This is a genomic window from Haloferax marinum, assembly GCF_009674625.1.
GTDB classification, from domain to species: domain Archaea; phylum Halobacteriota; class Halobacteria; order Halobacteriales; family Haloferacaceae; genus Haloferax; species Haloferax marinum.
In genome coordinates, this window is the sequence record NZ_WKJQ01000001.1 from 2,207,125 (window position 1) to 2,231,813 (window position 24,689).

At 61.2% G+C, this 24,689-nt stretch carries 25 protein-coding genes; 13 read left to right on the top strand and 12 right to left on the bottom strand.

All coding sequences use genetic code 11. The features are described 5' to 3' along the window. Positions 1-36: 36 nt before the first annotated feature. Together rimI and GJR99_RS11195 are read right to left on the bottom strand one after the other, a co-directional pair. Positions 37-525, bottom strand: a complete 489-nt coding sequence (gene rimI, locus GJR99_RS11190; RefSeq protein WP_151112169.1) for a ribosomal protein S18-alanine N-acetyltransferase — start codon at positions 523-525, stop codon at positions 37-39. Between the two features lie 282 nt (positions 526-807). Next, positions 808-2,775, bottom strand: a complete 1,968-nt coding sequence (locus tag GJR99_RS11195) for an aconitate hydratase (RefSeq protein ID WP_151112171.1) — start codon at positions 2,773-2,775, stop codon at positions 808-810. 301 nt (positions 2,776-3,076) lie between these two features. On the opposite strand from GJR99_RS11195, the gene GJR99_RS11200 reads away from it, so the two are divergent. From GJR99_RS11200 to GJR99_RS17495, 5 genes are all read left to right on the top strand, one after another. Further along, positions 3,077-3,550 carry a deoxyuridine 5'-triphosphate nucleotidohydrolase gene (locus GJR99_RS11200; RefSeq protein ID WP_151112173.1) on the top strand — a complete coding sequence of 158 codons (474 nt, stop codon included), beginning with the start codon at positions 3,077-3,079 and terminating at the stop codon, positions 3,548-3,550. A gap of 395 nt (positions 3,551-3,945) precedes the next feature. Further along, positions 3,946-5,184: a proteasome-activating nucleotidase Pan2 gene (gene pan2 / locus GJR99_RS11205; RefSeq protein WP_151112176.1), complete on the top strand. Its 1,239-nt coding sequence runs from the start codon at positions 3,946-3,948 to the stop codon at positions 5,182-5,184. 75 nt (positions 5,185-5,259) lie between these two features. Further along, positions 5,260-5,733 carry a pyruvoyl-dependent arginine decarboxylase gene (locus GJR99_RS11210; protein ID WP_151112178.1) on the top strand — a complete coding sequence of 158 codons (474 nt, stop codon included), beginning with the start codon at positions 5,260-5,262 and terminating at the stop codon, positions 5,731-5,733. Between the two features lie 225 nt (positions 5,734-5,958). Next, positions 5,959-6,342: a DUF5811 family protein gene (locus tag GJR99_RS11215; RefSeq protein WP_151112179.1), complete on the top strand. Its 384-nt coding sequence runs from the start codon at positions 5,959-5,961 to the stop codon at positions 6,340-6,342. Between the two features lie 96 nt (positions 6,343-6,438). Next, a complete protein-coding gene (locus GJR99_RS17495; RefSeq protein WP_191967115.1) occupies positions 6,439-6,600 on the top strand; it encodes a hypothetical protein in 162 nt (53 codons plus the stop codon). 40 nt (positions 6,601-6,640) lie between these two features. On the opposite strand, the gene GJR99_RS11220 is transcribed toward GJR99_RS17495, so the two are convergent. Both GJR99_RS11220 and infB read right to left on the bottom strand, forming a co-directional pair. Beyond that, positions 6,641-6,970 carry a hypothetical protein gene (locus tag GJR99_RS11220; protein ID WP_151112181.1) on the bottom strand — a complete coding sequence of 110 codons (330 nt, stop codon included), beginning with the start codon at positions 6,968-6,970 and terminating at the stop codon, positions 6,641-6,643. Between the two features lie 108 nt (positions 6,971-7,078). Next, the gene (gene infB, locus GJR99_RS11225; RefSeq protein WP_151112183.1) at positions 7,079-8,881 is read right to left on the bottom strand and encodes a translation initiation factor IF-2; all 1,803 of its coding nucleotides are present in this window, start codon (positions 8,879-8,881) and stop codon (positions 7,079-7,081) included. A gap of 243 nt (positions 8,882-9,124) precedes the next feature. Here infB and GJR99_RS11230 point away from each other — a divergent pair, with 243 nt between their 5' ends. Continuing rightward, complete coding sequence (locus GJR99_RS11230; RefSeq protein ID WP_151112186.1) at positions 9,125-9,370, top strand: PRC-barrel domain-containing protein; 246 nt, start codon at positions 9,125-9,127, stop codon at positions 9,368-9,370. Between the two features lie 7 nt (positions 9,371-9,377). After that, positions 9,378-9,836 carry an NOB1 family endonuclease gene (locus GJR99_RS11235; protein ID WP_151112188.1) on the top strand — a complete coding sequence of 153 codons (459 nt, stop codon included), beginning with the start codon at positions 9,378-9,380 and terminating at the stop codon, positions 9,834-9,836. A 32-nt stretch (positions 9,837-9,868) separates the two neighbouring features. Here the strand turns inward: GJR99_RS11235 and GJR99_RS11240 are convergent, their stop codons facing one another. Continuing rightward, positions 9,869-10,606, bottom strand: a complete 738-nt coding sequence (locus GJR99_RS11240; RefSeq protein WP_151112190.1) for a CPBP family intramembrane glutamic endopeptidase — start codon at positions 10,604-10,606, stop codon at positions 9,869-9,871. A 170-nt stretch (positions 10,607-10,776) separates the two neighbouring features. On the opposite strand from GJR99_RS11240, the gene GJR99_RS11245 reads away from it, so the two are divergent. Next, complete coding sequence (locus tag GJR99_RS11245; RefSeq protein WP_151112192.1) at positions 10,777-11,796, top strand: DHH family phosphoesterase; 1,020 nt, start codon at positions 10,777-10,779, stop codon at positions 11,794-11,796. A gap of 99 nt (positions 11,797-11,895) precedes the next feature. Then, on the top strand, positions 11,896-13,254 hold the full coding sequence (locus GJR99_RS11250) for a TIGR00341 family protein (RefSeq protein WP_151112194.1): 1,359 nt from the start codon (positions 11,896-11,898) through the stop codon (positions 13,252-13,254). Between the two features lie 18 nt (positions 13,255-13,272). Here GJR99_RS11250 and GJR99_RS11255 read toward each other — a convergent pair whose 3' ends face one another. Continuing rightward, on the bottom strand, positions 13,273-14,565 hold the full coding sequence (locus GJR99_RS11255) for a glucose-6-phosphate isomerase (protein WP_151112196.1): 1,293 nt from the start codon (positions 14,563-14,565) through the stop codon (positions 13,273-13,275). A gap of 73 nt (positions 14,566-14,638) precedes the next feature. Here GJR99_RS11255 and GJR99_RS11260 point away from each other — a divergent pair, with 73 nt between their 5' ends. Then, complete coding sequence (locus GJR99_RS11260) at positions 14,639-15,172, top strand: hypothetical protein (RefSeq protein ID WP_151112198.1); 534 nt, start codon at positions 14,639-14,641, stop codon at positions 15,170-15,172. A gap of 153 nt (positions 15,173-15,325) precedes the next feature. After that, complete coding sequence (locus tag GJR99_RS11265) at positions 15,326-15,799, top strand: DUF5812 family protein (RefSeq protein WP_151112200.1); 474 nt, start codon at positions 15,326-15,328, stop codon at positions 15,797-15,799. 146 nt (positions 15,800-15,945) lie between these two features. Here the strand turns inward: GJR99_RS11265 and GJR99_RS11270 are convergent, their stop codons facing one another. From GJR99_RS11270 to GJR99_RS11290, 5 genes are all read right to left on the bottom strand, one after another. Further along, the gene (locus GJR99_RS11270) at positions 15,946-16,374 is read right to left on the bottom strand and encodes a hypothetical protein (protein ID WP_151112202.1); all 429 of its coding nucleotides are present in this window, start codon (positions 16,372-16,374) and stop codon (positions 15,946-15,948) included. A 266-nt stretch (positions 16,375-16,640) separates the two neighbouring features. Continuing rightward, entirely contained in the window at positions 16,641-17,123 is a 483-nt protein-coding gene (locus GJR99_RS11275) for a hypothetical protein (protein WP_151112204.1), read from the bottom strand. Between the two features lie 231 nt (positions 17,124-17,354). After that, positions 17,355-17,990, bottom strand: coding sequence for a rhomboid family intramembrane serine protease (locus GJR99_RS11280; protein ID WP_151112206.1), 636 nt, complete (start codon positions 17,988-17,990; stop codon positions 17,355-17,357). Positions 17,991-18,065: 75 nt separating this feature from the next. Next, complete coding sequence (locus GJR99_RS11285; RefSeq protein WP_394349744.1) at positions 18,066-19,919, bottom strand: SLC13 family permease; 1,854 nt, start codon at positions 19,917-19,919, stop codon at positions 18,066-18,068. Between the two features lie 388 nt (positions 19,920-20,307). After that, positions 20,308-20,664, bottom strand: coding sequence for a hypothetical protein (locus tag GJR99_RS11290; RefSeq protein ID WP_151112208.1), 357 nt, complete (start codon positions 20,662-20,664; stop codon positions 20,308-20,310). A 131-nt stretch (positions 20,665-20,795) separates the two neighbouring features. On the opposite strand from GJR99_RS11290, the gene secF reads away from it, so the two are divergent. Then, positions 20,796-21,662: a protein translocase subunit SecF gene (gene secF, locus GJR99_RS11295; RefSeq protein ID WP_151112210.1), complete on the top strand. Its 867-nt coding sequence runs from the start codon at positions 20,796-20,798 to the stop codon at positions 21,660-21,662. After that, entirely contained in the window at positions 21,659-23,230 is a 1,572-nt protein-coding gene (gene secD / locus GJR99_RS11300; RefSeq protein ID WP_151112212.1) for a preprotein translocase subunit SecD, read from the top strand. Before secF ends, secD begins: the two co-directional genes overlap by 4 nt. 667 nt (positions 23,231-23,897) lie before the next feature. On the opposite strand, the gene GJR99_RS11305 is transcribed toward secD, so the two are convergent. Then, complete coding sequence (locus GJR99_RS11305; protein WP_151112214.1) at positions 23,898-24,668, bottom strand: IclR family transcriptional regulator; 771 nt, start codon at positions 24,666-24,668, stop codon at positions 23,898-23,900. Positions 24,669-24,689 lie beyond the last annotated feature (21 nt).

The window sequence follows — 24,689 nt, forward strand, 5'->3', positions numbered from 1 at the left end:
GTTCTGCGAACCGGTCTCGGCAGGGCGAACGAGGGGTTAACCGGATTGCCAGTCGTGGAGGTCCACCACCATGATGAAGGCGTCTTCGCCGTCGCCGTAGTAGCGTGGAATCCGGCGAGCGGGTTCGAATCCGACGCTCTCGTAGAGCTGTCGTGCAGGCTCGTTCGAGACACGGACTTCGAGTTTGACGACGGCGGCACCTGCGATTGCCATCGCCGTCAACGCCCGGAGCAGGAGTCGTCTGCCGAGACCCAGTCCACGGGCTTCTGGGCGGACTGCGAGGTCTTTGACGTGGCCGATGTCGTTGCCGTGGTTCGGCATCACGTCTGCGACGACGTAGCCGAGGATGTCGGTTCCACGGGCGGCCACGAGGAAGGCGGGTTCGTCGACGAAGAGTTCGAACGCAGAGTAGGGCCACGGCTCGGAGAAACACGTCCGCTCGATTCTGAGGACGTCGAGCAAGTCGGCACGGGTGGCCCGTCGGACGACCACGTCGTCGGTTTCGGCGGCGTCGAACTCCGTCACGCTCGGCGCTAAGCGATGGGGATGCAAAAACGCGACGGCTGTGGGTTTGCAGAACGCGACGGCTGTGGGTTTGCAAAAGAGACAGCTGTGGGTTTGCAGAACGCGACGGCTGTGGGTTTGCAAAAGAGACAGCTGTGGGTTTGCAAAAGAGACAGCTGTGGGTTTGCAAAAGAGACAGCTGTGGGTTTGCAGAACGCGGCGGCTGTGAGTGGGATGTCGCGGTGACGCTCACGGCGCAGTCGCTGGCCGGTCGAAAAACGTGAGAATGGTGTGGTGTGCGAGTTAGTCGTCCGCGGGTGCAGCGCCGCCCTCAGCCTGCTGCTTCGTGAGGGGCAGCTTGCCACCGGCGGTGAGAATACGGCGTTCACGCTCGGAGGCGTTGAGGTCCGCCGTCGCTTCCCACTCGTCGTTCACGCGGATGGTGAACTCTTCCTGGCCGGATTCGACGCCTGCAGCGACGTCGTCGACGATTTCGATGTCGTCGCCCTGTTCGAGCTTCTCGTACGTCTCCTCGTCGATGGCGAGGGGGACGATACCGAAGTTGAACAGGTTCGCCTTGTGGATGCGAGCGAACGACTGTGCGAACACAGCCTCGATTCCGAGGTACATCGGGCACATCGCAGCGTGTTCACGGGAGGAACCCTGCCCGTAGTTCTCGCCAGCGACGAGGACGCCGTTACCGGCATCCTTGGCGCGCTGGGCGAACGTCTCGTCGACACGCGAGAGCGTGAAGTCCGAGAGGCGCTCGATGTTCGAGCGGAACTTGAGGATGTCGGACGTCGCCGGGATGATGTGGTCCGTCGTGATGTTGTCCTCCATCTTCAGGAGTGCTTCGCCGCCGACCTCGGCCGCGAGGGGGTCCTGCAGGGGAACTTCGCCGATGTTCGGGCCCTTGATGAGTTCGTCGTCGATGGCGTCTTCCGCGTAGATGAGGTCCGTCTTCGCCCCGTCGTACTTCTCGGGGAGTTCGACGCCGGGTGCCTCGAGGTCACCGAGTTCGTCGGCGAGGTCACGTGGGTCGACGATTTCGCCTTTGAGCGCTGCGGCGGCAGCGACCTGCGGCGAGCAGAGGTAGACGTTGTCGTCTTCGATGCCGGAGCGGCCTTCGAAGTTGCGGTTGAACGTACGCAGCGAGATGGAGTCGGACGCAGGCACGTGGCCGATACCGATACACGGTCCACACGTCGCCTCGGAGACGTTGACACCAGCGGCCATCATCTCTGCGGTCCAGCCCTGACGGGCGAGAATCTCGCCGGCCTGCTTCGAACCAGGTGCGACGATCATCTCGAGGTGCTTTGCGACTTCACGGCCCTCGAACATCTTCGCGGCCGGGAGGATGTCCTCGTAGCCACCGTTCGTACAGGAACCGACGAGGACCTGTTCGACTCTGTTGCCGGCGACTTCGCGGACGGGAACGACCTTGTCCGGCATCGACGGGCAGGCGATGAGCGGTTCGAGGTCCGAGAGGTCGATGACGATTTCGTCGGCGTACTCGGCGTCTTCGTCGGCCGTCATCTCGGTGTAGACGTCGCCGCGACCCTGACGTTCGAGGTAGTCTTTGGTCTTCTCGTCCGTCTCGAAGATGGACGACGTCGCGCCGAGTTCCGTACCCATGTTGGTGATGGTCGTGCGCTCGGGCACAGAGAGCGATTCGGCACCGGGGCCGGTGTACTCGAACACCTTGCCGACGCCACCTTTGACGGTCTCGCGGCGGAGCATCTCGAGGACGACGTCCTTCGCGGAGACCCAGTCGTTGAGTTCGCCTTCGAGGCGAACGTTGACGACTTCAGGCATCTCGACGTAGTAGGCGCCACCGCCCATGGCGACGGCGATGTCGAGGCCACCGGCACCGATGGCGAGTTGGCCGAGGCCACCGGGGGTCGGCGTGTGCGAGTCAGACCCGAGGAGCGTCTTGCCGGGCGCTGCGAAGTTTTCCTTGTGGACGTTGTGGCAAATACCGTTGCCCGGTCGAGAGAAGTGAGCGCCATATGTACCGGCCGCAGAACGGAGGAAGCGGTGGTCGTCCGTGTTCTTGAAGTCGAACTGGTAGGTCTGGTGGTCACAGTACTGCGCAGCGAGTTCGGTCTGGGCCTCGTCGAGGTCCAGGGCTTCGAACTGAAGCCACACCATCGTGCCCGTGGTGTCCTGCATCAGCACTTGGTCGATTTCGATTCCGATCTCCTCTCCGGGGGTGAGGTCACCCTCGACGAGGTGGTCCGAGAGAATCTTTTCCGTGAGCGTCTGTCCCATAACACCCGAGAGTGGAGGGTCCTCAAATATAAATCCCGCGTACTTCCATACCTTCGAACGTGAAGAATTGCGCCGTCTCCGGGTTTCTAGCGACTAAGGGCCATTAAACTCCTTGTTGGTTCTTCCATGGGAGACATCCCCAAACGGTGGGTCGTCTAGTCCCCTCAGGTGAGCCTCGTCGCAGTCGTCGTGGGTGGTGGACCCGTTGTCGCAGTCTTCGTGGTGTGACGACGCTTACTCGTCGTGCTGTCGACGGGCGAAACTCCGTCACCGTTTTGCACCCACCCGACTCTGAGCAGATATGTACCGTTCTGGTTCCTTCGTCGCACAGCACATCTCGCCGGTCACCGACGAACAAGTCCAACCAAACGGCGTCGACCTGACGCTCGAAGCGGTTCTCGAACAGGTCGAACCCGGACGTCTCGGACGCGATGGCAAAACTATCGGCGAACGCCGTGAACTCGACTTCGCCGACGCCGACACCGAGACGTACCACCTCGAACCCGGTGGCTACGTCCTCCAGTACGCCGAAACAGTGCACATTCCCGAAGACCACGTCGGATTTATCTACCCTCGCTCGTCGCTGATGCGGAACTCTTGTATGCTCAACACGGCCGTCTGGGACGCTGGGTACGAGGGCAAAGGCGAGGGTCTCTTGCAGGTTCACCACCCCATCGAACTCGAACGTGGCGCTCGCGTCGCACAGATCGTTCTCTCTGACGCCGCCCACGAGGAGACGTACGACGGTAGTTACCAGGGCGAACGAACCGAATAGCGAGTCGGTGAACGAACCGCATAACGAACCGGCGACGACCATCACGTTTCGGTGACTGAACGCAGAATGTACCGATTTGATACCCACCTGTCCGTATTGTAGACCTTCTGGCCGAAGACGAATTTGTTTCAAGCCAATTGCACTCCTACTATACGTTTGCGGAGGCGAACGATACGGGACGAACGAGGGGCGACCCCGTGCTACATACCTCCGCAACTTCCTTCCGACCCATTTTTTCTGAGCGGGAGCGGCAGATATCTATCGGTTGAGGGGTTCCACACTGGTGTCCGGAGGGAGTTCGCTCGGAGGGCAGCTACCGCCGATTCGAGTGACGGACTGGTGTTCTTTGACCCAAAGGCACATTTACGCGCGTACCTAAATGCGTCTAATAACTGATGTCACGGAGTCCATCTCTCCCAGAACGTCCTCATCTCGATCTGGACCCCGACATGTCGGACGCAGAGCGCCTCTCTGCACTCCGCCAACACGTCGAGCGAATGATCGAGGTCAACAGGGAACTCGACGAACGCCTCGAGTCGGCCGACGAACAGCACGCAGAACTGGTCGAAGAGGTCGAACAGATGAAAGCCCGCAACGAGGCGCTGAAGACCGCCTCGTACTACATCGCCACCGTCGAAGAGCTGACCGACGACGGCGTCATCATCAAACAACACGGCAACAACCAGGAGGTGTTGACCGACTTCGCTCCTGGACTGGATTACGAAGCCATCGAGCCGGGCGACCGAGTCGCTATCAACGACTCCTTCGCGGTCCAGACGTTGCTCGACGACGAGACAGACGCACGTGCGCAGGCGATGGAGGTCGTCGAGTCGCCGACCGTCACCTACGACGACATCGGTGGTATCGACGAACAGGTTCGTGAGGTCCGCGAGGCGGTCGAACAACCGCTCGAGAACCCCGAGATGTTCGAACGCGTGGGTATCGACCCGCCGTCTGGCGTCCTCCTCTACGGGCCACCGGGAACCGGGAAGACGATGCTCGCGAAGGCCGTCGCCAACGAGACGAACGCTTCGTTCATCAAGATGGCCGGGTCCGAGCTCGTCCAGAAGTTCATCGGTGAGGGTGCGCGTCTCGTCCGCGACCTGTTCAAACTCGCCGCCGAACGCGAACCGGTGGTCATCTTCATCGACGAAATCGACGCCGTCGCCTCGAAACGGACCGATTCGAAGACCTCCGGCGACGCCGAGGTCCAGCGGACGATGATGCAGTTGCTCTCGGAGATGGACGGCTTCGACGACCGCGGTGAGATTCGTATCATCGCGGCGACCAACCGCTTCGACATGCTCGACGAGGCGATTCTCCGTCCCGGTCGGTTCGACCGCCTCATCGAGGTTCCCAAGCCTGCAGTCGAGGGACGCCGCCGCATCCTCGACATCCACACGCGCGACATGAACGTCTCCGACGACCTGGACCTCGACGAACTCGCAGCGAAACTCGACGACTACTCCGGTGCAGACATCGCTTCGCTTACGACGGAAGCAGGGATGTTCGCCATCCGCGACGAACGCACCGAAGTCACCCACGACGACTTCGAAGCGGCCTTCGAAAAGCTGGAGAACGTCGACGAATCTGGAACCGGCCCCATCTCTGGATTCACCGACTACCAGTACTGAACCCGCGTTTTCGTCGCCGTCGGTTCTGCCGACGGTATTCGTAACCCCCTTTGTAGCCGACGCTCTCGTTCAGCCATGAACACGATTCGCGTCGTCCGCGGGGTCGGAACGGCCCCGACGGAGATGGCGTCGTACGACGCCGCTCTCGCTGCCGCCAACATCCACAACTACAATCTCGTCGCCGTCTCGTCTGTCGTTCCTGCGGACGCGACAGTCGAAGAAGTCGACGTCGCACCAGACCTCGGACCCGCCGGCAACCGACTGACTGTGGTGCAGGCGCGGGAGACGACGTCGACGCCGGGTGAGCGCGTCGTCGCTGGCCTCGGATGGGCGACCGGCCCCGGTCCGGGTCTGTTCTACGAAGCGTCCGGCGGCGACGAAGCGAGCGTTCGCGAGGCAATCCTCGAGGGCCTCGACGCCGGCCGCGACCTCCGCGACTGGGAGTTCGACGACGAACAGGTCGCACTCACGTCGGCAGAACACGACGGCGAAGGATACACGACTGTCGTCACCGTGGCGGCCTACGGACAGAGCGACTCTCTCTTCTAATCGTCTCACTGTACGTCACCTCTCTCACTTACAGCTCCACTCTCACTCACGGCTGCACTCTCACTTACAGCTCGATTTTCTGGGCCACCTCCTCCGTTCGTCTCGGATAACACAACATTCTCCTCTTGTGGAGTGGTGTCGTCCCACACACTTCGAGTGGTGCGAATTTTCGGACTGTAACCGACGACGGGTTTTTACACGTCCTCCTCGTATGGCAGACGACTGATGAACGGGAACAACCCATATGCGGGCGCTCCCGGCGTAACTGGTGCCGGTCAACCATCGCAGGGCCACGAACTAACAGGCGAGCAGATGGACTCACTCCGACGAGTCGTCGCCGGCATCGTCTCACAAACAGAATCGTACCTTCCCGAGGGGTTCGCCGTCGGGTCGGAACTCTCGACTGGGCCGAACGGCCCCCTCGCGACCGTCGCCGTTCACCCCCCTGTCGGCCACCCCGTCAGCGCGGGATTCTCTCCCGACGCCGACGAACTCGACGCGGGTCTCACCGACGAGGACCGCGACGAAGTCGCCCGTGGGCTCGCCGCGAGCGCGGTGTTTCAGGTGATGAACGCCGTCGGCGACGATATCACGCCCGCCGCTCGCTAGCGTCACCACTTCGTCTCGATTTTCGACACTCCCTGAGCGACGCTGGCGTGTCAACTTCGTAACAACGCACTTCACTCCCGCCGTCGTAGCTATCGTATGGTATCTCTCGCCGGATACGCAGACGAGGTTGGCCCAACGACTCTCATAATCGTCGGATTCCTGCTGTTCATCTTCCCCGAACCGGCGACGTCTGCCCTCGGAGCGGGGTTGATGCTGTTCGGGGCGGCCTACTGGTTCTGGGAGTGGAACCGGCCGTGAGAACACAGTCGCGTATCAGACGCACAGCGCAGCGTCGGCGTTAGACCCCACGGCGACGCCGGTGCCCGCCGGTGTCGTCACGTGGTGAGTCGTCTACGGGGCCGAGCGATGCGTCCACCGCCTCGAACGGGGCGTCGAGTGCGGTTCCGATGGTCGACTCTGTCGGTGACCGCGGTGCCGCGACGAAGAGGCCGTACCCGAGGACCGCGACGGAGCCGAGCCCACACAGTCCTACCACGGGGGAAATCGGAAGGTCGGTGAACGTTCCGACGACGAGACCGAGGAACAACGGGAGCGGAAGCGTGGCCAGAATGAGGTCGTACCGAGACGCTTCCGAGACGATGCTGTCGCTGAATGTTCGTGTGCGCATTATACCACCTATTCGTGAATAACTCGCTAATACTACTAATTCGTTACGCCGTTGTCGTGCGGTTTGACAGATACCACTCGGTGGTGGCGACGGGACGCCCCGTGTCGCTTACTTCCCCCAGAAGGGGTCACGCCGCCGGTGCTTGTCGAGATAGCCAGAGAGCGCCTCCAGTTCGTCCACGGGGATGTCGTCGCGGAGTTCCTGTTCGAGAATCTTCGCGTGCTTCTCGGGGAGTTCTATCCAGAGTTCGTCGCCTTCGTCGATTTGGCGGCCGACGGTGGGACCGTCGATGGCGATACTGACGCGCGACCCGGCACGGGCGCTCGAGACGTCTTCACCGTTCTCCTGAATTCCCGAGAGTTGGCCGACGCGTTTTGGCTCGTTGCCCTCCCACTTCACGACGTTCATGTTGTTCTTGATGGTCCCGGACATGACTTCGACGCCGACGACGGCGGGGTTAGACTGCCGGAACGTGTGGTCCTGGAGGATTTGGAAGCGGCACGGGCGAACGATTTTGTCGAGAATCGTCTCCTGCTGGGCGCGCTTCATCTCGTCGACGAACTCCTCGTACTCGTCGATGAGTTGGTAGATGACGTCGTCTTCGAACAGTTTGACGTCGGTCTTGTCCAGTTCGTCTTCGGCGTTCGAGAGGACGTCTACGTTGAACCCGAGGATGACCTTGTGTTCGGGTTCGCGGGCCGTCGAGGCGACGGCGACGTCACGCGGGGCGATGTCACCGACTTCGGCGCGGAGGATGGGCACTTCGGCTTCCTGTAGCGCGTTCGCCATGGCTTCGAGACTGCCGAGTGTGTCGGCTTTGACGACGACACCTTCCTCTTCGGTGGTGACTTCGATATCTGCGAGTTCGGCTTCGACTTCGTGGATGACTTCGTCGACGTCACGGTCGCCGACGACGCGAACGGGCGCGCCGGCCATCGCGTCTTCGAGGTCCGGGGCGGCGATTTTCACACCGGCCGCGGCACGGACTTCGTCGACTTTGTCGAAGCGTTTCTCGGTGCGAATCTCGGCGTTCGGGCGTGGTTGGAGCAGTGCGCGAACTTCGGTCACGATGGGTTTGTTCGCGCCGCCGACGACGATGGTGTCGCCCGCGTGAATCGTCCCGTCGTAGAGGACGACGTCGAGGGTGGCACCGAAGCCTCGCTCTTCTTTGACCTCGAGGACCGTCCCGTACCCTGGCCCGGCCACGTCGATGGCCATCTCGTCTTTCATGTAGCGCTGGGAGAGGCCCATGAGGACGCCCAGCAAGTCCGGGATGCCCTCGCCGGTCATCGCGGAGACGGGGACGACACCGATGTTCTTCTGGAAGTTCTGGACGCGCCAGTAGAAGTCCGAAGAGAAGCCCTTGTCGGAGAGTTGGCCGATGAGCTCGTAGAGACTCTCGTCGAGTTTCGCCTTGGCGCGCTTGGACTGTTTCTCCAGCGACTTCTGGATTGGTTCACCTTGCTGTGGGTTCCATCCCGGCGTCGTGTCCACCTTGTTGGCGGCCACGATGAACGGCGTGCCCGTTCGTTTGAGGATGTCGATGGCCTCCTCGGTCTGGGGTTGGAAACCGTCGTTTACGTCGACCACGAGGATGGCGATGTCGGCCAGCGCGCCACCGCGAGAGCGGAGCGTGCTGAACGAGTGGTGACCGGGCGTGTCGATGAAGAGTAGGCCCGGCAGGTCGAAGTCCTCGGGTTTGACGAGGCTTCCGGCCATCTGCGAGACGGTCTCTAAGGGGACCGCGGTCGCGCCGATGTGCTGGGTGATAGCACCGGCCTCACCCTCGCTGACGGCGGACCCGCGGACCTTGTCGAGAAGACTCGTCTTCCCGTGGTCTACGTGGCCGAGAACGGCCACGATAGGTGTGCGAAGCGTATCGGATTGTGACGTCGAATCAGTGTCGGACATGGAGAATCGCCCCGGAGAAAGTTCCTTACGGCTTTCGAGTCGGTGACTCAAGTTAAGTCCATCGTCACGGAGGCATCAACTCCGGTCGTGCCAACGCATCTGACTGAAGACAGGTCCTCCGAAACCGGGCGAGAGACGGTAGTCGGTAGCCGAGCGGTCGGTGAGAGAACTCCCACAGGTGACGTCCGCCGCCCGTCAGACGCCCCCGTGGCGTTTATGGTAACCCACGAGGAAGGGTTGCGTATGGCCGACATACTCGCCGAGAACCTCTCCGGAAAGGCCGTCATGGGGTCGGACGGGACGGAACTCGGGATGCTGTACAACATTACGATGGACCTGAAGTCGGGTGCGCTCCACGACTTGCTCGTCCAACCCAACGAGGAGATCGCCGCCGCTCGCGTCTCGTTCGACCGAGACGAAAGCGGTCGATTCCGCATCCCGGTGAACCGCGTGCAAGCCGTCAAAGACTACATCGTCGTCCAACGATAGACTTCTAATGCGGATTCTCGACTCTTCTGCGTTCATCCACGAGTACCACACTGACGACGAGACGGCGTCGATTCCGCTCGTCAAAGAAGAACTCACCGGCGAACACGCCTTCCGATTCGACGCCCACGAGGGTGCCGGCATGTACGTCCACATCCCTGGGCAGGGCACCGTCGACAAGGTGCTTCGCGCCGCGGGCGAGACGGGCGACAGAGACACGCTCTCGGAGACCGACGCGCGCCTCATCGCCGCCGCGTTCGAACTCGACGCGATTCTCGTCACCGACGACTACGCGATGCAGAACGTCGCCGAACGACTCAACGTCGACGTCGAAGTCATCGCCCAAGACGGCATCTCCGAACAGCGCAACTGGAAGTTCCAGTGTCAGGGCTGTGGTCGTGAGTTCGACGAGAACAAAGACCGCTGTCCCATCTGCGGGATGGGTCTGTCCCGAAAGAATCCGGCGTAATTCGAGACGTCGATTCGCAGACGCTCGAATTTTTAGAACAGACCGGTCGCCTGCGCGTAACTGGCGAGGAACTGGACCGCGTTGAACAGGCCGTGAGCGACGGCGGCGACGACGAGGTTGCCGCTCTTCTCGTAGATGACCGCGAGGACGCTCCCGAGGACGAACACCATCGCCAGCGAGATGAACATCCCCTCGCCCGAAAACGACCAGAGGTGAATCGAGGCGAACACCGCACTCGAGAGGACGACTGCCGGGGCAGGCCCCCAGAGTCGGCGGAGTTCGCCGTAGGCGATGCCGCGGAAGACGAGTTCTTCGGTCGGACCGACGAGCAGGATGGTGACGACGGTGAGATAGAGGAAGTAGACTGGATTCTCCTGCCCCTGTTGGGCCAAGACGCTCTCACCACTCTGGATACCGAGGACGTTCATCAGCGCCGTCGCCCCGAGGTAGACGACGAGGAGTGCGCCGAGGCCACCTGCAATCCACACGATATCGCGTTTCGATGGGGTCTCGAGTCGAACGATGTCCCAGTCGTCGCGGGAGGCGAGGTAGCCGAGGCCGACGACGCCAAAGCCGACGAACTGCGCCGCGCTGGCGATTGCGTCGACGAGGGGGTCCGTCGCTGGAACGAACCCACTCGCGATGCCGCCCGCGATAGAACCGAACAGCGCACCGATGATGAGCGAGAGCGCGACGACGATGATGATGCCGCCGTACGCCTGGAGGTGGTCGCCGGGACTCGCCGTCGAATGGGCGGAGTCGTGTGCCATTGGCCTCCCCTTCGGAATCAGGCCGGATAACCGATTCGGGTCGCTGTCACTGCCGCACCTGGGCGACAGGCGGTGTCCCCGCCGAGCGTGCCACTGGACATTCGTTCGAAGCAGACAGTCACGCCAAGACAGTGTTGATAGCTAACACGACTCGACCCCTACTAGTACCGATGCAACAAGCCCAGCAACTTCGCAAACTCCTCGTAGAGGGAGACGAACTCGACATCGTCTGTCACAACAACCCCGACCCAGACTGTCTCGCGAGTGCGCTCGCGTTGGGCCGTATCGCCATGACTGCTGGAATCGAAGAACCACGCATCCTCTACAACGGCGATATCTCTCACCAGCAGAACCGCGCGTTCGTCAACCTCCTCGACATCGACCTCCAACAGTTCGACCCCGCGATGATTCGGGACCGCCCCCCGAGTTCGTTGCTCGCATTCGTCGACCACTCGGTCCCTGGCGCGAACAACCGCGTTCCCGAGGGGACGCCGTTGGATATCGTCATCGACCACCACCCAGTGAACGGCATCGACGCCCGGTTCGTCGACCACAGAGAACATCTCGGGGCCGCGGCGACGATTTTCACCGAGTATCTCCGAGAACTCGACATCGAACTCGACGAAGCACTCGCCACTGCGCTCCTCTTCGCGATTCGTCGCGAGACGCTCAACTTCTTGCGTGGGGCGACCCGCGAAGAGTACGAAGCGGCGGGCTATCTCCACGGCGCTGTCGATGCCGATTTACTCCGCCGACTGTCGGCACCACCGGTCACTGGGGTGACGCTCGACGCGATTGCGACGGCTATCGACAATAGAATCGTCAAGCGGTCGGTGCTCATCTCGAACGTCGGCCGGACGATAGAGCGAGACGCACTTCCGCAGGCGGCAGACTATCTCGCGACACTGGAGGGTGTCGAAACCGCCATCGTCTTCGGAATAATCCGTGACGCCATTCACCTCAGTGCTCGGTCGCCTGACCCTCGGATACACGCCGGTAATATCCTCAGAGAGACGTTCGAAGACGTCGGCAGTTGTGGTGGCCACCACGACGTCGCAGGCGGTGAGGTCCCGCTCGGTATCTTCGCGGACTACACGAGCGACGACGAACAGTTGCTCGCCATCGTTGAGGAAGTCGTCACCGACCGTCTCTTCGCGAAACTCAACCTCGCGACCGATTCGAAGTCCTGAACCTTCGGTGAGCGAGACGGCCACGGTTGGGAGACTGTTAGATTATCCCGACTGATTGAGTTGCTAATTTATCGCGTCACGTGACGTACATATGTCCAGATGCGCCTCGTTCACGTTCTCATCCCAAATGGTCGCCTGGAGTCGGTTCTCGACGAGTTAGACGACGAAGGAATCGACTACGCTGTCAGCGAAGAAGTGGGGCGAGGTGAGTACGAAGCACAGGTTTCGTTTCCACTCCCCACTAGCGCAGTCGAACCGGTGTTGACACGACTCCGAAACGTCGGACTCGAAGAAGACGGCTACACCATCGTCGTCACCGCCGAGACAGTCGTCTCGAAGCGATTCGCCGAGGTGAAAAAGCAGTACACCGACCTCTCGCTGTCGCGTGCGGAACTCGTCTCGCGGGCCGAAGATATGGCCCCGCCACTCTCGACGTTCGTCGTCATGACGATAGTAAGCGCCGTCGTCGCGACGACGGGACTCCTTTCGAACTCGGCGGCGGTCATCATCGGGGCGATGATTATCGCGCCGGTGATGGGGCCAGCAATCTCCGCGTCCGTCGGCAGTGTGCTCTACGAACCGAAACTGTTCCGTCGGGGTGTGGGACTTCAGGTGTTCGGGGTGTTGCTCGCAATCGCGAGTGGCCTCGTCTTTTCGCTCCTCGTCAAAGAGACGCTGTTGGTCCCGCCGGGGTTCAACCCGATAGAGGTGCCGCAGGTCCAAGAACGACTCACGCCGAACATCCTCTCGCTGGTTCTCGCAGTCGGCGCGGGTGTCGCCGCCGTGTTCAGTCTCACTCGGGGCGTGTCGTCGGTGCTCGTCGGTGCGATGATTGCCGTCGCACTGGTTCCGCCGGCGGCAACCGTCGGCATCGGTATCGCGTGGAACGCACCACTCGCCATCATCGAGGCGGGGACGCTCTTGCTCGTGAACATCCTCGCGGTGAACCTCGTCGCGCTCAGTCTCCTGTGGTTGAGCGGTTACCGGCCGGTCGCAGAAGACCAGACAGGGTACGCCCGAAAGCGCACGCTCCAACTGCTCGCCGTCATCACGTTTGCCCTCCTCGCGCTGGGCATCATCCTCGTCGGTGTGAGTCTCCTCTCGGTTGCCGACGCCGAGTTCAAAGAGAATCTGAACGACGAAATCGCCGACGTGCTCTCTCAGCAGCAGTATCAAAACGTCCGACTGGTCGAAGTCCACATCGACGTCTCGCCCGTGCAGGGACTCCTATTCAGTGAAGAACCCGAGGTGACGATTCTGGTCGATTCGCCCGGAGGGATTCCTCCCTCTGGATTGGCCGAAGAGATTCGAATGGTAATCAAAGAAGAGCAGGGCTACGACGTCACCGTCGTCATCGAAGCAGTCGACGCCTCGCTCCCGTCCGACGACGAGGCGACGATAACAGAGCGGGTGGCTCCACTGGGACTGCCGCCAGTCTCACACCTGCAGGCAGTCTAACTCCTGCCGCCAGTCTCCCTACTCGACGACCAACCGTTCTTTGTCCGCGACTGCCTCCGCTTCCTCGAAGTCGCCGCCACCGAGGAGGCCGCGGGCCGCGCGTTTGCCCCACTCGACGGCAGGTTGGACGAAGGTCTCGACGTTCGCGAGTTCGCCGTAGAGGACACAGGCGGCCTCCATCGCGTAGAGTAGTTCACCGAGTCCGTACTCGTCTACGCGTTCGATTTCGATGCGGACGTTCGGCCGGCCGGCGGCGACGAGGCTCGCTTCGGTCGCCTCGAACTCGGCGTCCAAGAGTTCACCGAGCGACGACCCACCGAGGTACGCGAGTCCGTCGAGGCCGGTTTCGGGGATATCGACGTCGTCGCGCTCGGTTGCGCGGACGAGCGTCACGAGTTTGTCGCGCGGGCCAGCGCGGTACAGTTGCAGTTGGGAGTGCTGGTCGGTCGCACCGAGTGCGCGAAGCGGCGTCTGTCCCAGACCGTCTTTGCCGAGCGACTCTGCCCACAACTGCGCGAACCACTCGGAGAACGTCTCCAGCGACTCGGCGTAGGGCATCATCGCGTTCTGGAGCATGCCGCGCTCGGCGAGGGCGAACGAGACGGCCCCGTAGGCGTACGCGGGCGAGTCGAACAACGAGTCGGAGAGGCGCGCTTCCTGTGTCGCCGCCCCCTCCAGAACCGCTTCGATGTCGTGACCACAGAGGGCCGCGGCGGCGAGTCCGACCGTCGAGAGGACCGAGAACCGACCGGGGACGCCGTCCGGAACGGGGAGCAGTGGCAGGTCGTGTTTGTCGGCGAGGTCGCGGAGGTTCCCCTCCTCACCGGTCGTGACGAACGTTCGGTCCGCCCAGTCGACGCCGGCGTCGGCCATCGCCTCGCGGACGACGAGGAAGTTCGCCAGCGTCTCGGCGGTCGTCCCCGAGCGAGAGACGACGTTGACGACGGTTCGCGAGAGGTCCAGCGAGTCGAGAAGCGACTGGACTGCTTCGGGGTCGACGTTGTCGAGGTAGTAGGCGTCGACGTCGCTTTCGAGGGCGTCGGTGAGCGTGGCCGCGCCGAGTGCGCTCCCACCGATGCCGACGGTGACGACCGCGTCGGGGTCGTCGAATCGACTCACAGCCTCGTGAATCGCGTCGGGGTCGGTACTGCTCGGAAGGTTCAGCGCTTCGTAGCCGTGCTCGCTCGCCTCGCGTCCCTGTTGGATTCGTTCGTGAGCGGCCGCGACGCGGCTATCGAGACGTTCGAGCGTCTCGCGTGAGACGCCGTGTGCCGATGCCGTATCGAGGACGTTCCCGAGGTCTACGTGCATGGTGAGACGCGCGTCGGCCGGCCTGAAAACGACATCGGTCGGTTTAATCGCAGTCGGTCCCAAGCACCGCCCAATGGCAAACGATTACGGCGGCGTCTTCGGGGCGTTTCCGTACGCCTTCCGGCACAGTGAGTCGTGGCTGTTCAAACTCTACGTCCTCGTCGGTGCCCTCGCGTCCGGTGTCGTCTCGTTGTTCGTCATCTTCGGACTCGTCGTCCTCATCGGCGCGACAGCGGCCGTTCCCGGTGGTGCACTCACCCTCTCGCGGTCGTTCTACGTCCTCGTGGGGCTGTTCATCGTCGCCCCGCTCGTCGCCCCGATTCTGTTCGTCGCACGACGACATCGGAGGACCGGGTCCGACCGCCGATACGACCTGAGCCTCGCACTGACGGGCTTTCTGTTCGTCCTCTCGGTGTACGTTGGCCTCGTCATCTCGGTGCCGGCGGACCTGCAGACGCCGCCCGGCCCGTTCACGCTCGGCCCGGTGACCATCTCGGCGCTCGTCCCCGTCGTGGCACTCCTCTACGACCTCCCGCCGCTGTACGGCCTCGTTCCGCCGGTCGTGTGCGCGCTGGCGATTTACGGCGTCCACAGACTGCTTCGGTGAGCGTTGGATTCGGTGTCTCTGAACTGGTGTGGTCCCGCCTTCCTATTTGAACGTTCGCCGCCGAGTCGACCGTTCGCCTCCCGTGTGAATCATCGCCAAACGGTGTCGAACGCGCCCGAAACGCGGAAAAGGCGTGACAGCATACACCGGGTGATGACCGAGTCCGAACGAACGGGGATATTCCTCGTGACGGCGGCCGACGACCAGTCGGCAGTGTTGAAAGACGTTCACTCCGGGCAGGTTCACGCCCTCTCTTCGAACCCCGGCGTCTCCGAGGACGAAGCAGTCCGTGGCACCGTCGCACCCGACCCACCGATGAACGTCTCGTGGCAACTCGTCGAAGTCGAGACTCGCTGGACCGTCTCTGTCGAACGGTCGTCCGAGTCGCCGACGACGAACTCCCGGTCGATTGCCGACGAGAATCCAACGGGAGAACTCGTCAAACAAGAGCGCGCAGGAACCGGTGAGATTCACGTCCTGTCGGTCCCCGAGGAGTTGACCGAGCAGGCAGTCGAAGATATCCTCGACGACCGAGAGGGACTACTCGCGCGGGCCGCCCGACTCGAGGTCAACCGCGTCGAGATTCGCTCCAGTTCGGGCGTCGTCGCGGTGCGGTACATGCCCTGAGCGACTGCGAAGAATCGATTCGGAAGCGCTGTCGAAATCCTCGAGTAGTGGTCTGTTTTCGAAGGCGTGCTGAATAGCCGGCGCGAGTCGGTCACAAAGTTCAACCCGATTATCCACTTTCCGAGACCTCACTACCGAAGCATAATCTACGAATCATCTGGGTTATATGGGATTGAACCAACCCGTCCCACATCCAGAATAAAAATAATGATACCGAAATGCTCAGAACCCTTCTTGAGAAATGTGCGGTCAATTTTATCGAAATCCGTCTCTCCTACCGTTTCCCACTCCGCTGAGATGTGTTTCCAGAGTTTTTCAATCGCTGTCCCCTCCCCAGAAAAATCGTGGCACCGGTTGATGCTCCCCTTACGAATTGCTTCGTCAACCGTGTTTTGTGAGGAGGAACTCAGGTTACTGTAGTCGATAGTAATCGAGGTTTCAGGTTCAGGCTTTGGAAGAGACTCCAGCGTTAGCTTGTCGTAATTGCCATCAATCCGGCATTTAACTGCGCTACAGCCGGCAAGACTAATCAGAGCTGCTGGAACGGCACTTTGGAGGAGCGTTCTTCGCTTCATCCAGATAAATCTAAACCCACTGCCATTTCATCTGATACCGTCTCATGAATCTCTTTTGGCTACTGGGCGGATAACGAAAGGCGCATTGAAACCACCGGCGCTGTGCTGAACGCACACTCTGAGTGTTGCACGCTCTTTCTGACAACATCCGGGGGGTTTCTGTGGCTGTGCTGAATAGAGGGCACGCGTCGGTCACGGGCTATTCGAAGATTCGAGAAACCAGTCTGCTAGCAACCATGTCGCGGTGTTGCGGTTCGGTAGAATCCTTACTCAAGTTGAATGAGCATGAGCCGGAACGTCTCGTTCTGATACTGGACATAGTATCCGATAGCAGAAGATTCGCTATCGGTAGAAATCGAATCGAGTTCCTTCTGTACCTCAGATTCCTGTGACTCTGAGAGCGAAACGGCATCGAACCCGTCATTAGAAGCAAGTGCAGAATCGAGGGTCTGCTTAATGGTCTGCGGCGGTGGCGACGACGTATTGTATTGCCTCACGGTCGTGTTTTCAGGAATTGTTTCAACTACCTTCACTCGTAGTTTCACTTGCCCACCGCCTCCATTCGAAGGAGTCGGAGTAGTTGTTAGCTGAGAGGTGGTGTTAGCAGGGGTCTCCGAAACCGGTTGGTCAACTGGCGTTTCAGTTGTTACTGTTTCTGACGGTGCCTCGGTGAGGCCGTCACCGCTGCCGACACAGCCACCGAGTGTAATCATAGAGATAGTTACCAAGAGGAGGACAACCCATCGCATTGTCTGTTCTGATTGATGCGGCTGATAAATCCTTTCTGATGACAAGAATGGTGAGTGAGAAGTTTGCTTCCCGCCGTGCTAACGAATGGGGGTCTCTTGATTGGTCTGCTTCGCGCAACTACGTTCTCGAACAAGGGTGTTGCTTGCTGCACTCATCCTCTCTATTCAGCACGCCACTCCTGTCAAAATCCAATGGATTCGACAGAGCCGGTATTGCGTATCTAAGCATGCTCACACGTGCAACAGCCGAAATCGCCCAGCGACCAACCCGACTGTTGCGCCGGTGAAGTGAGCCACGAGCGCACTCCCAGGCGCGCTGTACTGCATCGTGAGCACGAGCGCTATCACGACGAGTGCAAGCAAAACGGCCCACGATGGGACACGCAGGCGGTCGAAGATGCCCTTCGAGAGGATGTTCGACGTCAGGACGTAGCCGACGAGGGCGAACACAGCGCCACTCGCACCGAGGACACCGATTGGCAGGCCAAACAGAGACAGTGCGAGGACTTGGACCGCTCCAGCCGTCGCCCCGGTCACGACGAAAAAGAGGTGGAACCGGAGCCACGACGTCGACATCGCCACCAACCCACCCGCCACGACGAGCACCACTGCATTACTGAGGAGGTGTCCCGGACCGACGTGTGCATAGACGCTCGTGACGAGCGTCCACGGGTGGGCGGCTAACGGCGCGGTGAGGACGAACAGGTCGCGACCGAAGCCTGCGAACGTAGACAGCCACGTCGCCACCGAGACGACGACCATCAGCGTGAGTGTCTGCACGACAGGGTTCCACACAATCGCCTCTGCAAGTGTCTCGTCGGTTCCCGGACGAGCGTCTTCGACGAAGGACCGGTACTCGTCTGCCACTGTAGAGAGTTCCAACCAAATCTGGATAAGTGTGACTCCGCGAGACCGTGATTTTCAACGGTCGTCCAGCCCGGTTTAGACGCCCCAGAAGACCCAAATGCCCAGCGTCGTGACGACGGTCAACAACAGTTGCAACGGTGCACCGACGCGGAGGAAGTCTGTGAACTCGTAGCCACCGGGGCCGTAGACCATGAGGTTCGTTTGATAGCCGATCGGTGTCAGGAACGACGTACTCGCCGCGAACGTCACCGCGAGGACGAACGCAAACGCGTTCGCGTCGAGTTGGGCCGCGACGTCGACGGCGATCGGAATCAAGAGTGCGACGGTGGCGTTGTTGCTGATGAGATTCGTCATGACTGCCGTCACGAGGTAGAACAGGCCGACGACGGCGAGCACAGGGAGTGCGCCGGCGAGTACCACCACGACCTCTGCGACGAACGTCGCGCCGCCTGAGTTCTCGAGGGCGATTCCGAGTGGAATCATTCCGGCGAGCAAGAAGATGACGTCCCACGAGACTGCGTCGTAGGCCTCCTGTGGTTCGAGGGCCCCGCCGACTATCATCGCCACGACGCCCGCAAGCGCCGAAATCCCGATAGAGACGAATCCAGTGGCCGCCGCGAGCACGACACCTCCGACGATGGCGATTGCGAGTGGGGCTTTGGCTTCCCGATACTCCGGACTCTTCGAGCCTCGCGGTTCGACCACCCCCTCTCCAGTGACTGCGGTCACCACGATGTTCCCTGGGTCCCTGAGGACGTCGACGTTGTCGCCGGCCGTCCGGACGAGGAGTTCGTCGTCGACCTCCAAGACCACGTCCTCGAACCGTTCTCGGATGATATCGGACCCACGTCGAACGGCGAGAATCGTCGCTCCGTACCGCTGTCTGAACCGAATGTCGTCTACACGCTGGCCTGCGAGGTCCGACGCCGACGGCACACGCACCTCGACGAGGGTCCCGATACTGGCCGGAACGCTCAGGTCGAGTTCGGAGAGGCGCACCCACGGGAGCGGCCACAGGTCGAACGCTGATGCAATCTTGCGCGCCGTGTGACGGTCGGCCCTGACAGTGAGGACGTCCTCGGCGTCGAGTTCGAACTCGGGGCCAGGTGCAGCGTAGCGCCCGTCCGCTCGGACGACTTCGATAACGTCGATATCCTCGTCGAACTCGGGGGGAAGGTCGTCGATGGCCGCCGCGAACGTCCGGCCGACGAGTGGTGAGTTCTCCCGAACGTACAGCCGGGTGATGTACTTGCGCAGTTCGAACGCTCCAAGGAGGTCTATCGTTGGCTCGACCCTGGTGGGGACCAGGCGTCGACCGACTGTCATGAGGTAGGCGATGCCAACTACGAGTACGAGCACGCCGAGGTGCGTGAACTCGAACATCGAGAACGGCCGGTCGAGCAACCGTTCGGAGAAGGTGCTTGCAAGAAGGTTCGTCGAGGTGCCGACCAGCGTCAGGGTCCCACCGAGCATCGCCGCGTACGAAAGCGGCATCAGGAGTTTCGAGGGTGAGATCTGATATTTCTCCGCGAGGTCGGTCACCATGGGGATGAAGACAGCCACGATTGGCGTGTTGTTGACGATGCCTGCCATGCCGCCGGTGAGGACGAGCGTGCTTCCGAGCAGGCGGGTCTCGCTGTCTCGGGAGACGCTGGCGATGGCCCGCTTGAGTCTCCGAACGATTCCCGTCCGGTGGATGCCCTCGCTCAGCATGTACATCGCAGCGACCGTAATCGTCGCAGTGTTGGCGAACCCGACGAACGCCGTCTCTGTCCCGATGCCGGTCCACGGTTCGAGGATGACGACGGCGACGATGACCGAGATGGCCGTGATGTCCGGCGAGAGGGCCTCCGTGGCGAACAGTACGACTGCGGCGAGAACGAGGCCGAACACGACGAGGATATCGAACGTCACCACCGGCAGCGCCATGTCTAACATATCGCCCAAGAGACGTTTTACCGTTTCGTCACAACTGGAGAGTTCACACAGATTCGAGGCGGAACCTCACGACTCCAGTCGTGGCTTACTGAGAACCTCGACCGTCCGGAGGTGATATCGGCAGACGGGGGTTCGAGTCTCGGGATGCGTCTCGCGACGCTGTTGCACTCTTCAGTCAGTGGTCGGTCGTCGAGACCGTGCTGAATAGCGGGCGCGAGTCGGTTGCCTGTGCGGGCGCGAGTCGGTCGCCTGTGCGGGTGCGAGTCGGTCACTGGCCAGAGTCGACCTGTGGCCAAACGAAGAGTGGCTGTTTGCCGAACTCTCCCTCGATATTCAGCACGCCAACTCTATCACGTCTTGGCGGTTTCGATAGAACCGCTCAGGACTGTTTTCCGGTCGTCGAGGCGGGACCGTCGGCGCTCTGGACGCACCACCCGCCGTGGACGCTCCCCTCGCGCTCGACGAACTCGACGTCTGTGTCCGCCGAGATGGTCGTCGCACCCGCAGGTTCGACGTCTTCGACGCGGAGCGTCAGCGTGAGCGAGTCACCACAACAACCGACGTCGAGGAACTCGTCCCATTCGTCGCCCGGTTCAGCCTCGTCGTGCACTCGTCGCAGGTAGTTCACGAACCGGTCTGCTGTCAACTGGTCGCGCCCCCACGCGCTCAGTTCGTCCGGAAAGGAGACGACGACGCTCGCCGCAGTCGATTCCGCAGTCGTCGTTTCGGCTGTCATGGTTCACGATTGTTGTTCGAAACGTATGGCGTTATCGCGGATTCGCCACCACTCCGTCAGACCGTGTGCCTCGACACCGTATCCTACCGCGTATAAGAAGCCTTATTCCGAATCGCTCGGGACCGGAACGCATGGTCGAGTTTACGGTACCGGAGGTAGACTACACCCGGTACACGAATCGCCAACTCGCGGCCGTCCCCCTCGCGGTCCTTGCGGTGGCCTTGCTGGTCATCGGAGGGTGGTACGTCGCGACTGGTGCGCCGGTAGACCCGGGCGTCGATTTCACCGGTGGCACCGAACTCCGTATCGCAACGGATGCACCACAAACCGAGGTCAGTGCGGCGTTCAGTAGCCCTCCTGAATCGATTCGCTCTGTCCCCTCCGAGAACACGTACGTCCTGACGTTCCAGGCCGGAAGTGGCGTGTCTACGTCGCAACTCGAGCAAGACGCCGAAGCGGCGGGCTACGAAGTCCGCTCTATCGACACCGTGTCGGCAAACTTCGGTGCCGACACGCAACTGCTCGCACTCGGCGGTGTCGCCGTCGCGTTCTTGGGAATGAGTATCCTCGTGTTCGCGATGTTCCGCACGTTCGTCCCCTCTATCGCCGTCGTCATCTCGGCGTTCTCCGACATCGTCATCCCGGTGGCGCTGATGAACATCCTCGGCATCGAACTGTCGCTCGGAACCGTCGCAGCACTCCTGATGCTCATCGGGTACTCCGTCGACTCGGACATCCTCTTGAACAACCACGTCCTTCGGCGCTCCGGTGACTTCTACGAGTCCACCTACCGCGCCATGCAGACCGGTGTGACCATGACGCTCACGTCCATCGCGGCGATGATCGTCATGACCATCACGGCGACGCTGTTCGGAATCCAACTGCTCGCCGCTATCGGGACCGTCCTCGTCTTCGGTCTCACTGCCGACCTGATGAACACCTACATGCTCAACGTGACGCTCCTTCGCTGGTGGAAGTTCGAGGGGGTGGCTCGATGAGTTCCATCCGCGACAACTGGCGGGTCATCCTCCTCGTCGTCGCCATCCTCGTCTCGACGTTCGCGCTGTTCTCACCGACCGTCGGGTCCCAACCCGCAATCGGTGAGGACGACAGTCTCACCAACCTCAAATACGGCCTGCAACTCGACGGCGGGACGCGAATTCGCGCACCCCTCATCGGTGTCACGGCCGAAGAGGTCGAGTTCGAGGGCGACACCGAACGCGTCGTCGAACAGCAGGTCGCTGCACAGTTACCTGACGCCGACGCTGCGGACGTCATCGCCCGACAGGGTGCAGAGTCCAACACGGTCGAAGTCACCGTCGAGAACGTCTCGACAGACCAGTTAGGGCAGGCACTCGACGCTGCAGGCTACGCTCACGGAACTGTCAGAGACGGCGTCACCGAGACCACGCGTCAGGAGACGGTTCGCGTCCTCGAATCCAAGATTAACGAGGCCGGCCTCTCCGGCGGGACGGTCCAACAGGTGACGACGGCGACGGGTGAACACTTCATCCTCGTCGAGGTTCCGAACCGCGACCGACAGGACGTCATCGACCTCGTCGGCGAACGCGGGACGGTCCAAATCGACATCTACTACCCGACCACGCAGAACGGGTCGCGCGTCTACGAGACCCGTGAGGCCGTGCTGACGCAGGCAGACTTCACGTCTATCGGGACGGCACAGGAACCACAGACCGGCGGTGGCGCGTTCGTCCCCGTCTCGGTCCGTGACGAACCCGCAGCAGACTTCCAGCAGGCAGTCGTCGAGACTGGCCTCGCGCAACCGGGTGGTTCGCGCTGTACCTACATGGACGAAGACGGCCGGAATACGACCGATGGCTGTCTCCTCCTCGTCGTCAACGGTGAGGTCGTCAACGCCTTCGGGATGAGTCCCGGCCTCGCCGACGGCATGCGTGCCGGCGAGTGGTCCGAGGCGCCGAGTTTCCAACTGCAGACGCGCAACACGTCTGAAGCACAGGAGATTGCTATCAACCTCCGTGCCGGTGCGCTTCCTGCGAAACTCGACCTCTCGGGTGAAGACGGCGGGACGTCGTCGTACATCTCACCGAGTCAGGGTGAGAGCTTCAAGACCGACTCCCTCCTCACCGGTATCGTCGCCGTCCTCGCCGTCGCCGGCGTCGTCTTCCTCCGCTACGGGAAACCGGAAGTCGCGCTCCCGATGATCGTCACCGGTCTCTCCGAGGTGTACGTCCTCCTCGGGTTCGCCGCGCTCATCGGCTATCCGCTCGACCTGTCTGTCATCGCCGGGTTCATCGCCGTCATCGGGACTGGTGTGGACGACCTCATCATCATCGCCGACGAAGTGATGGGCGAAGGGTCGGTGAAGTCGCGCAAGGTCTTCCAGTCGCGGTTCCGCCGCGCCTTCTGGGTCATCGGTGCCGCCGCTGCGACGACCATCATCGCGATGAGTCCGCTCGCCGTGCTCTCGCTCGGTGACCTGCAAGGGTTCGCCATCTTCACCATCCTCGGCGTCATCATCGGTGTGCTCGTCACCCGCCCCGCGTACGGTGACATCCTCCGAATCCTGCTGACCGACGACCGCTGAACCCACCGAAGACCACCTTTTTCTGTCCTGTCGAACGACGCGACCGACGGTTGCAACTCGTACCTACTGCAAGCGGCGAGCTGTGTCTCTGGGTCGGAGCGTATGAATTCGGCCGCTGACGTTCCGACAGGCCATCCCTCGCCGAACTGGACGATACCGTATCCAGGGAGTCGAGAGAGACCGTACCCAGGCCTATTTTAGTATATTAAAATTGGTAGGTACTGTATTTTGTATAGGTTCTGATAATTATACACTGCCCACCACATCTTGATTTGTCTGTGAATCTGATGCCGACATAAACACAAATTTTCAATATATAGCTCCCTATTTGCTATATAAATCAAAATATTAGCAACTATATTGTCTAAAAAGCGCCAATATGTAATATTATGCGGCGCAACCACCACGCCGACCAATTTGGGTGCTCATCATATTTCTAGTTGATTTGTGGTAGAAGTACCACTTTAGAAATTATATTCTAAATCTGATTAGTTAGTGGTTCAATTTCGGCCGACCAGTCGTCGAGAAGTGGATCTACACGTCTCCAACACCGATTCCATTACGAACGTACTGCTGTAATCCCAATCGGCACTGCTGGGTGGTCTGGACGCCCTCTAAAACTGATGTGACGAACGAGCGTTTGGCAGGGCCGAACGGTTGGGCAGAACTAGGAGTACGTCGCTCGGATACCGATGACACGAGCGGCCTGTTTCACCATCTCTGGAACCTCGCTGTGGTACCATTCGCCCTTCATTCGCGTCGTCGGTCCGGAGACGCTTATCGCACCGAGGATGGTGTCGTCGTCCGCGAGAATTGGCGCGCCGACGGCACGCATCCCGGTAATCCGTTCCTCGTCGTTGAAGGCGTGGCCCCGCTCCCGAATCGTCTCCAACTCGGCTTCGAGTTCTGCCCGGTCGGCGATGGTCTTCGTCGTGAGTTGCGGCAGTTCGTCGGCGAGGATGTCGTTTCGGCGGTCTTCGTCGCAGAACGCGAGGTAGGACTTCCCGACTGCGGTCGTGTGCAGGTCGACGGTCGTCCCGATGTGCGAGTCCGTCTGGAGTCCCTGTTCGGACTTCACCTGATAGATGTAGACGCCGTGGCCGTTCTCTTCGACCATCACCTGCCCGCGTTCGCCGACGGCGTCGACGAGGTCGTCCATCTCCCCGATAGACGTGTGATAGAGCGCGTGTCGCGTCCGTGCGTGGTCGCCGAGGTCCAGAAACTTCAGGCTCAGTGCGTAGCCACCGTCGACCCGAACGAGATACCCGAGCTGAAAGAGCGTCTGGAGGTGGTTGTGCGCGGTACTCTTCGAGATTCCGAGTGCAGCGGAGATGTCCGAGGCGCCGCTCGTCCCTTCTTCACGCAGGTGTTCGACGATGCCGAACGACGTTTTCGTAGCACCGATTAGTCCGTCTCCAGCCGGCTCGTCCGTGTGCATAGGTACCCAATGTGGGTGTGT

Bases quoted from the DNA above. Each gene is read 5' to 3' on its own strand.
- GJR99_RS11195 (WP_151112171.1), bottom strand. From the start codon at position 2,775: ATGGGACAGACGCTCACGGAAAAGATTCTCTCGGACCACCTCGTCGAG.
- GJR99_RS11200 (WP_151112173.1), top strand. From the start codon at position 3,077: ATGTACCGTTCTGGTTCCTTCGTCGCACAGCACATCTCGCCGGTCACC.
- pan2 (WP_151112176.1), top strand. From the start codon at position 3,946: ATGTCACGGAGTCCATCTCTCCCAGAACGTCCTCATCTCGATCTGGAC.
- GJR99_RS11210 (WP_151112178.1), top strand. From the start codon at position 5,260: ATGAACACGATTCGCGTCGTCCGCGGGGTCGGAACGGCCCCGACGGAG.
- GJR99_RS11215 (WP_151112179.1), top strand. From the start codon at position 5,959: ATGAACGGGAACAACCCATATGCGGGCGCTCCCGGCGTAACTGGTGCC.
- GJR99_RS17495 (WP_191967115.1), top strand. From the start codon at position 6,439: ATGGTATCTCTCGCCGGATACGCAGACGAGGTTGGCCCAACGACTCTC.
- GJR99_RS11220 (WP_151112181.1), bottom strand. From the start codon at position 6,970: ATGCGCACACGAACATTCAGCGACAGCATCGTCTCGGAAGCGTCTCGG.
- infB (WP_151112183.1), bottom strand. From the start codon at position 8,881: ATGTCCGACACTGATTCGACGTCACAATCCGATACGCTTCGCACACCT.
- GJR99_RS11230 (WP_151112186.1), top strand. From the start codon at position 9,125: ATGGCCGACATACTCGCCGAGAACCTCTCCGGAAAGGCCGTCATGGGG.
- GJR99_RS11235 (WP_151112188.1), top strand. From the start codon at position 9,378: ATGCGGATTCTCGACTCTTCTGCGTTCATCCACGAGTACCACACTGAC.
- GJR99_RS11240 (WP_151112190.1), bottom strand. From the start codon at position 10,606: ATGGCACACGACTCCGCCCATTCGACGGCGAGTCCCGGCGACCACCTC.
- GJR99_RS11245 (WP_151112192.1), top strand. From the start codon at position 10,777: ATGCAACAAGCCCAGCAACTTCGCAAACTCCTCGTAGAGGGAGACGAA.
- GJR99_RS11250 (WP_151112194.1), top strand. From the start codon at position 11,896: ATGCGCCTCGTTCACGTTCTCATCCCAAATGGTCGCCTGGAGTCGGTT.
- GJR99_RS11255 (WP_151112196.1), bottom strand. From the start codon at position 14,565: ATGCACGTAGACCTCGGGAACGTCCTCGATACGGCATCGGCACACGGC.
- GJR99_RS11260 (WP_151112198.1), top strand. From the start codon at position 14,639: ATGGCAAACGATTACGGCGGCGTCTTCGGGGCGTTTCCGTACGCCTTC.
- GJR99_RS11265 (WP_151112200.1), top strand. From the start codon at position 15,326: ATGACCGAGTCCGAACGAACGGGGATATTCCTCGTGACGGCGGCCGAC.
- GJR99_RS11270 (WP_151112202.1), bottom strand. From the start codon at position 16,374: ATGAAGCGAAGAACGCTCCTCCAAAGTGCCGTTCCAGCAGCTCTGATT.
- GJR99_RS11275 (WP_151112204.1), bottom strand. From the start codon at position 17,123: ATGCGATGGGTTGTCCTCCTCTTGGTAACTATCTCTATGATTACACTC.
- GJR99_RS11285 (WP_394349744.1), bottom strand. From the start codon at position 19,919: ATGGCGCTGCCGGTGGTGACGTTCGATATCCTCGTCGTGTTCGGCCTC.
- GJR99_RS11290 (WP_151112208.1), bottom strand. From the start codon at position 20,664: ATGACAGCCGAAACGACGACTGCGGAATCGACTGCGGCGAGCGTCGTC.
- secF (WP_151112210.1), top strand. From the start codon at position 20,796: ATGGTCGAGTTTACGGTACCGGAGGTAGACTACACCCGGTACACGAAT.
- secD (WP_151112212.1), top strand. From the start codon at position 21,659: ATGAGTTCCATCCGCGACAACTGGCGGGTCATCCTCCTCGTCGTCGCC.
- GJR99_RS11305 (WP_151112214.1), bottom strand. From the start codon at position 24,668: ATGCACACGGACGAGCCGGCTGGAGACGGACTAATCGGTGCTACGAAA.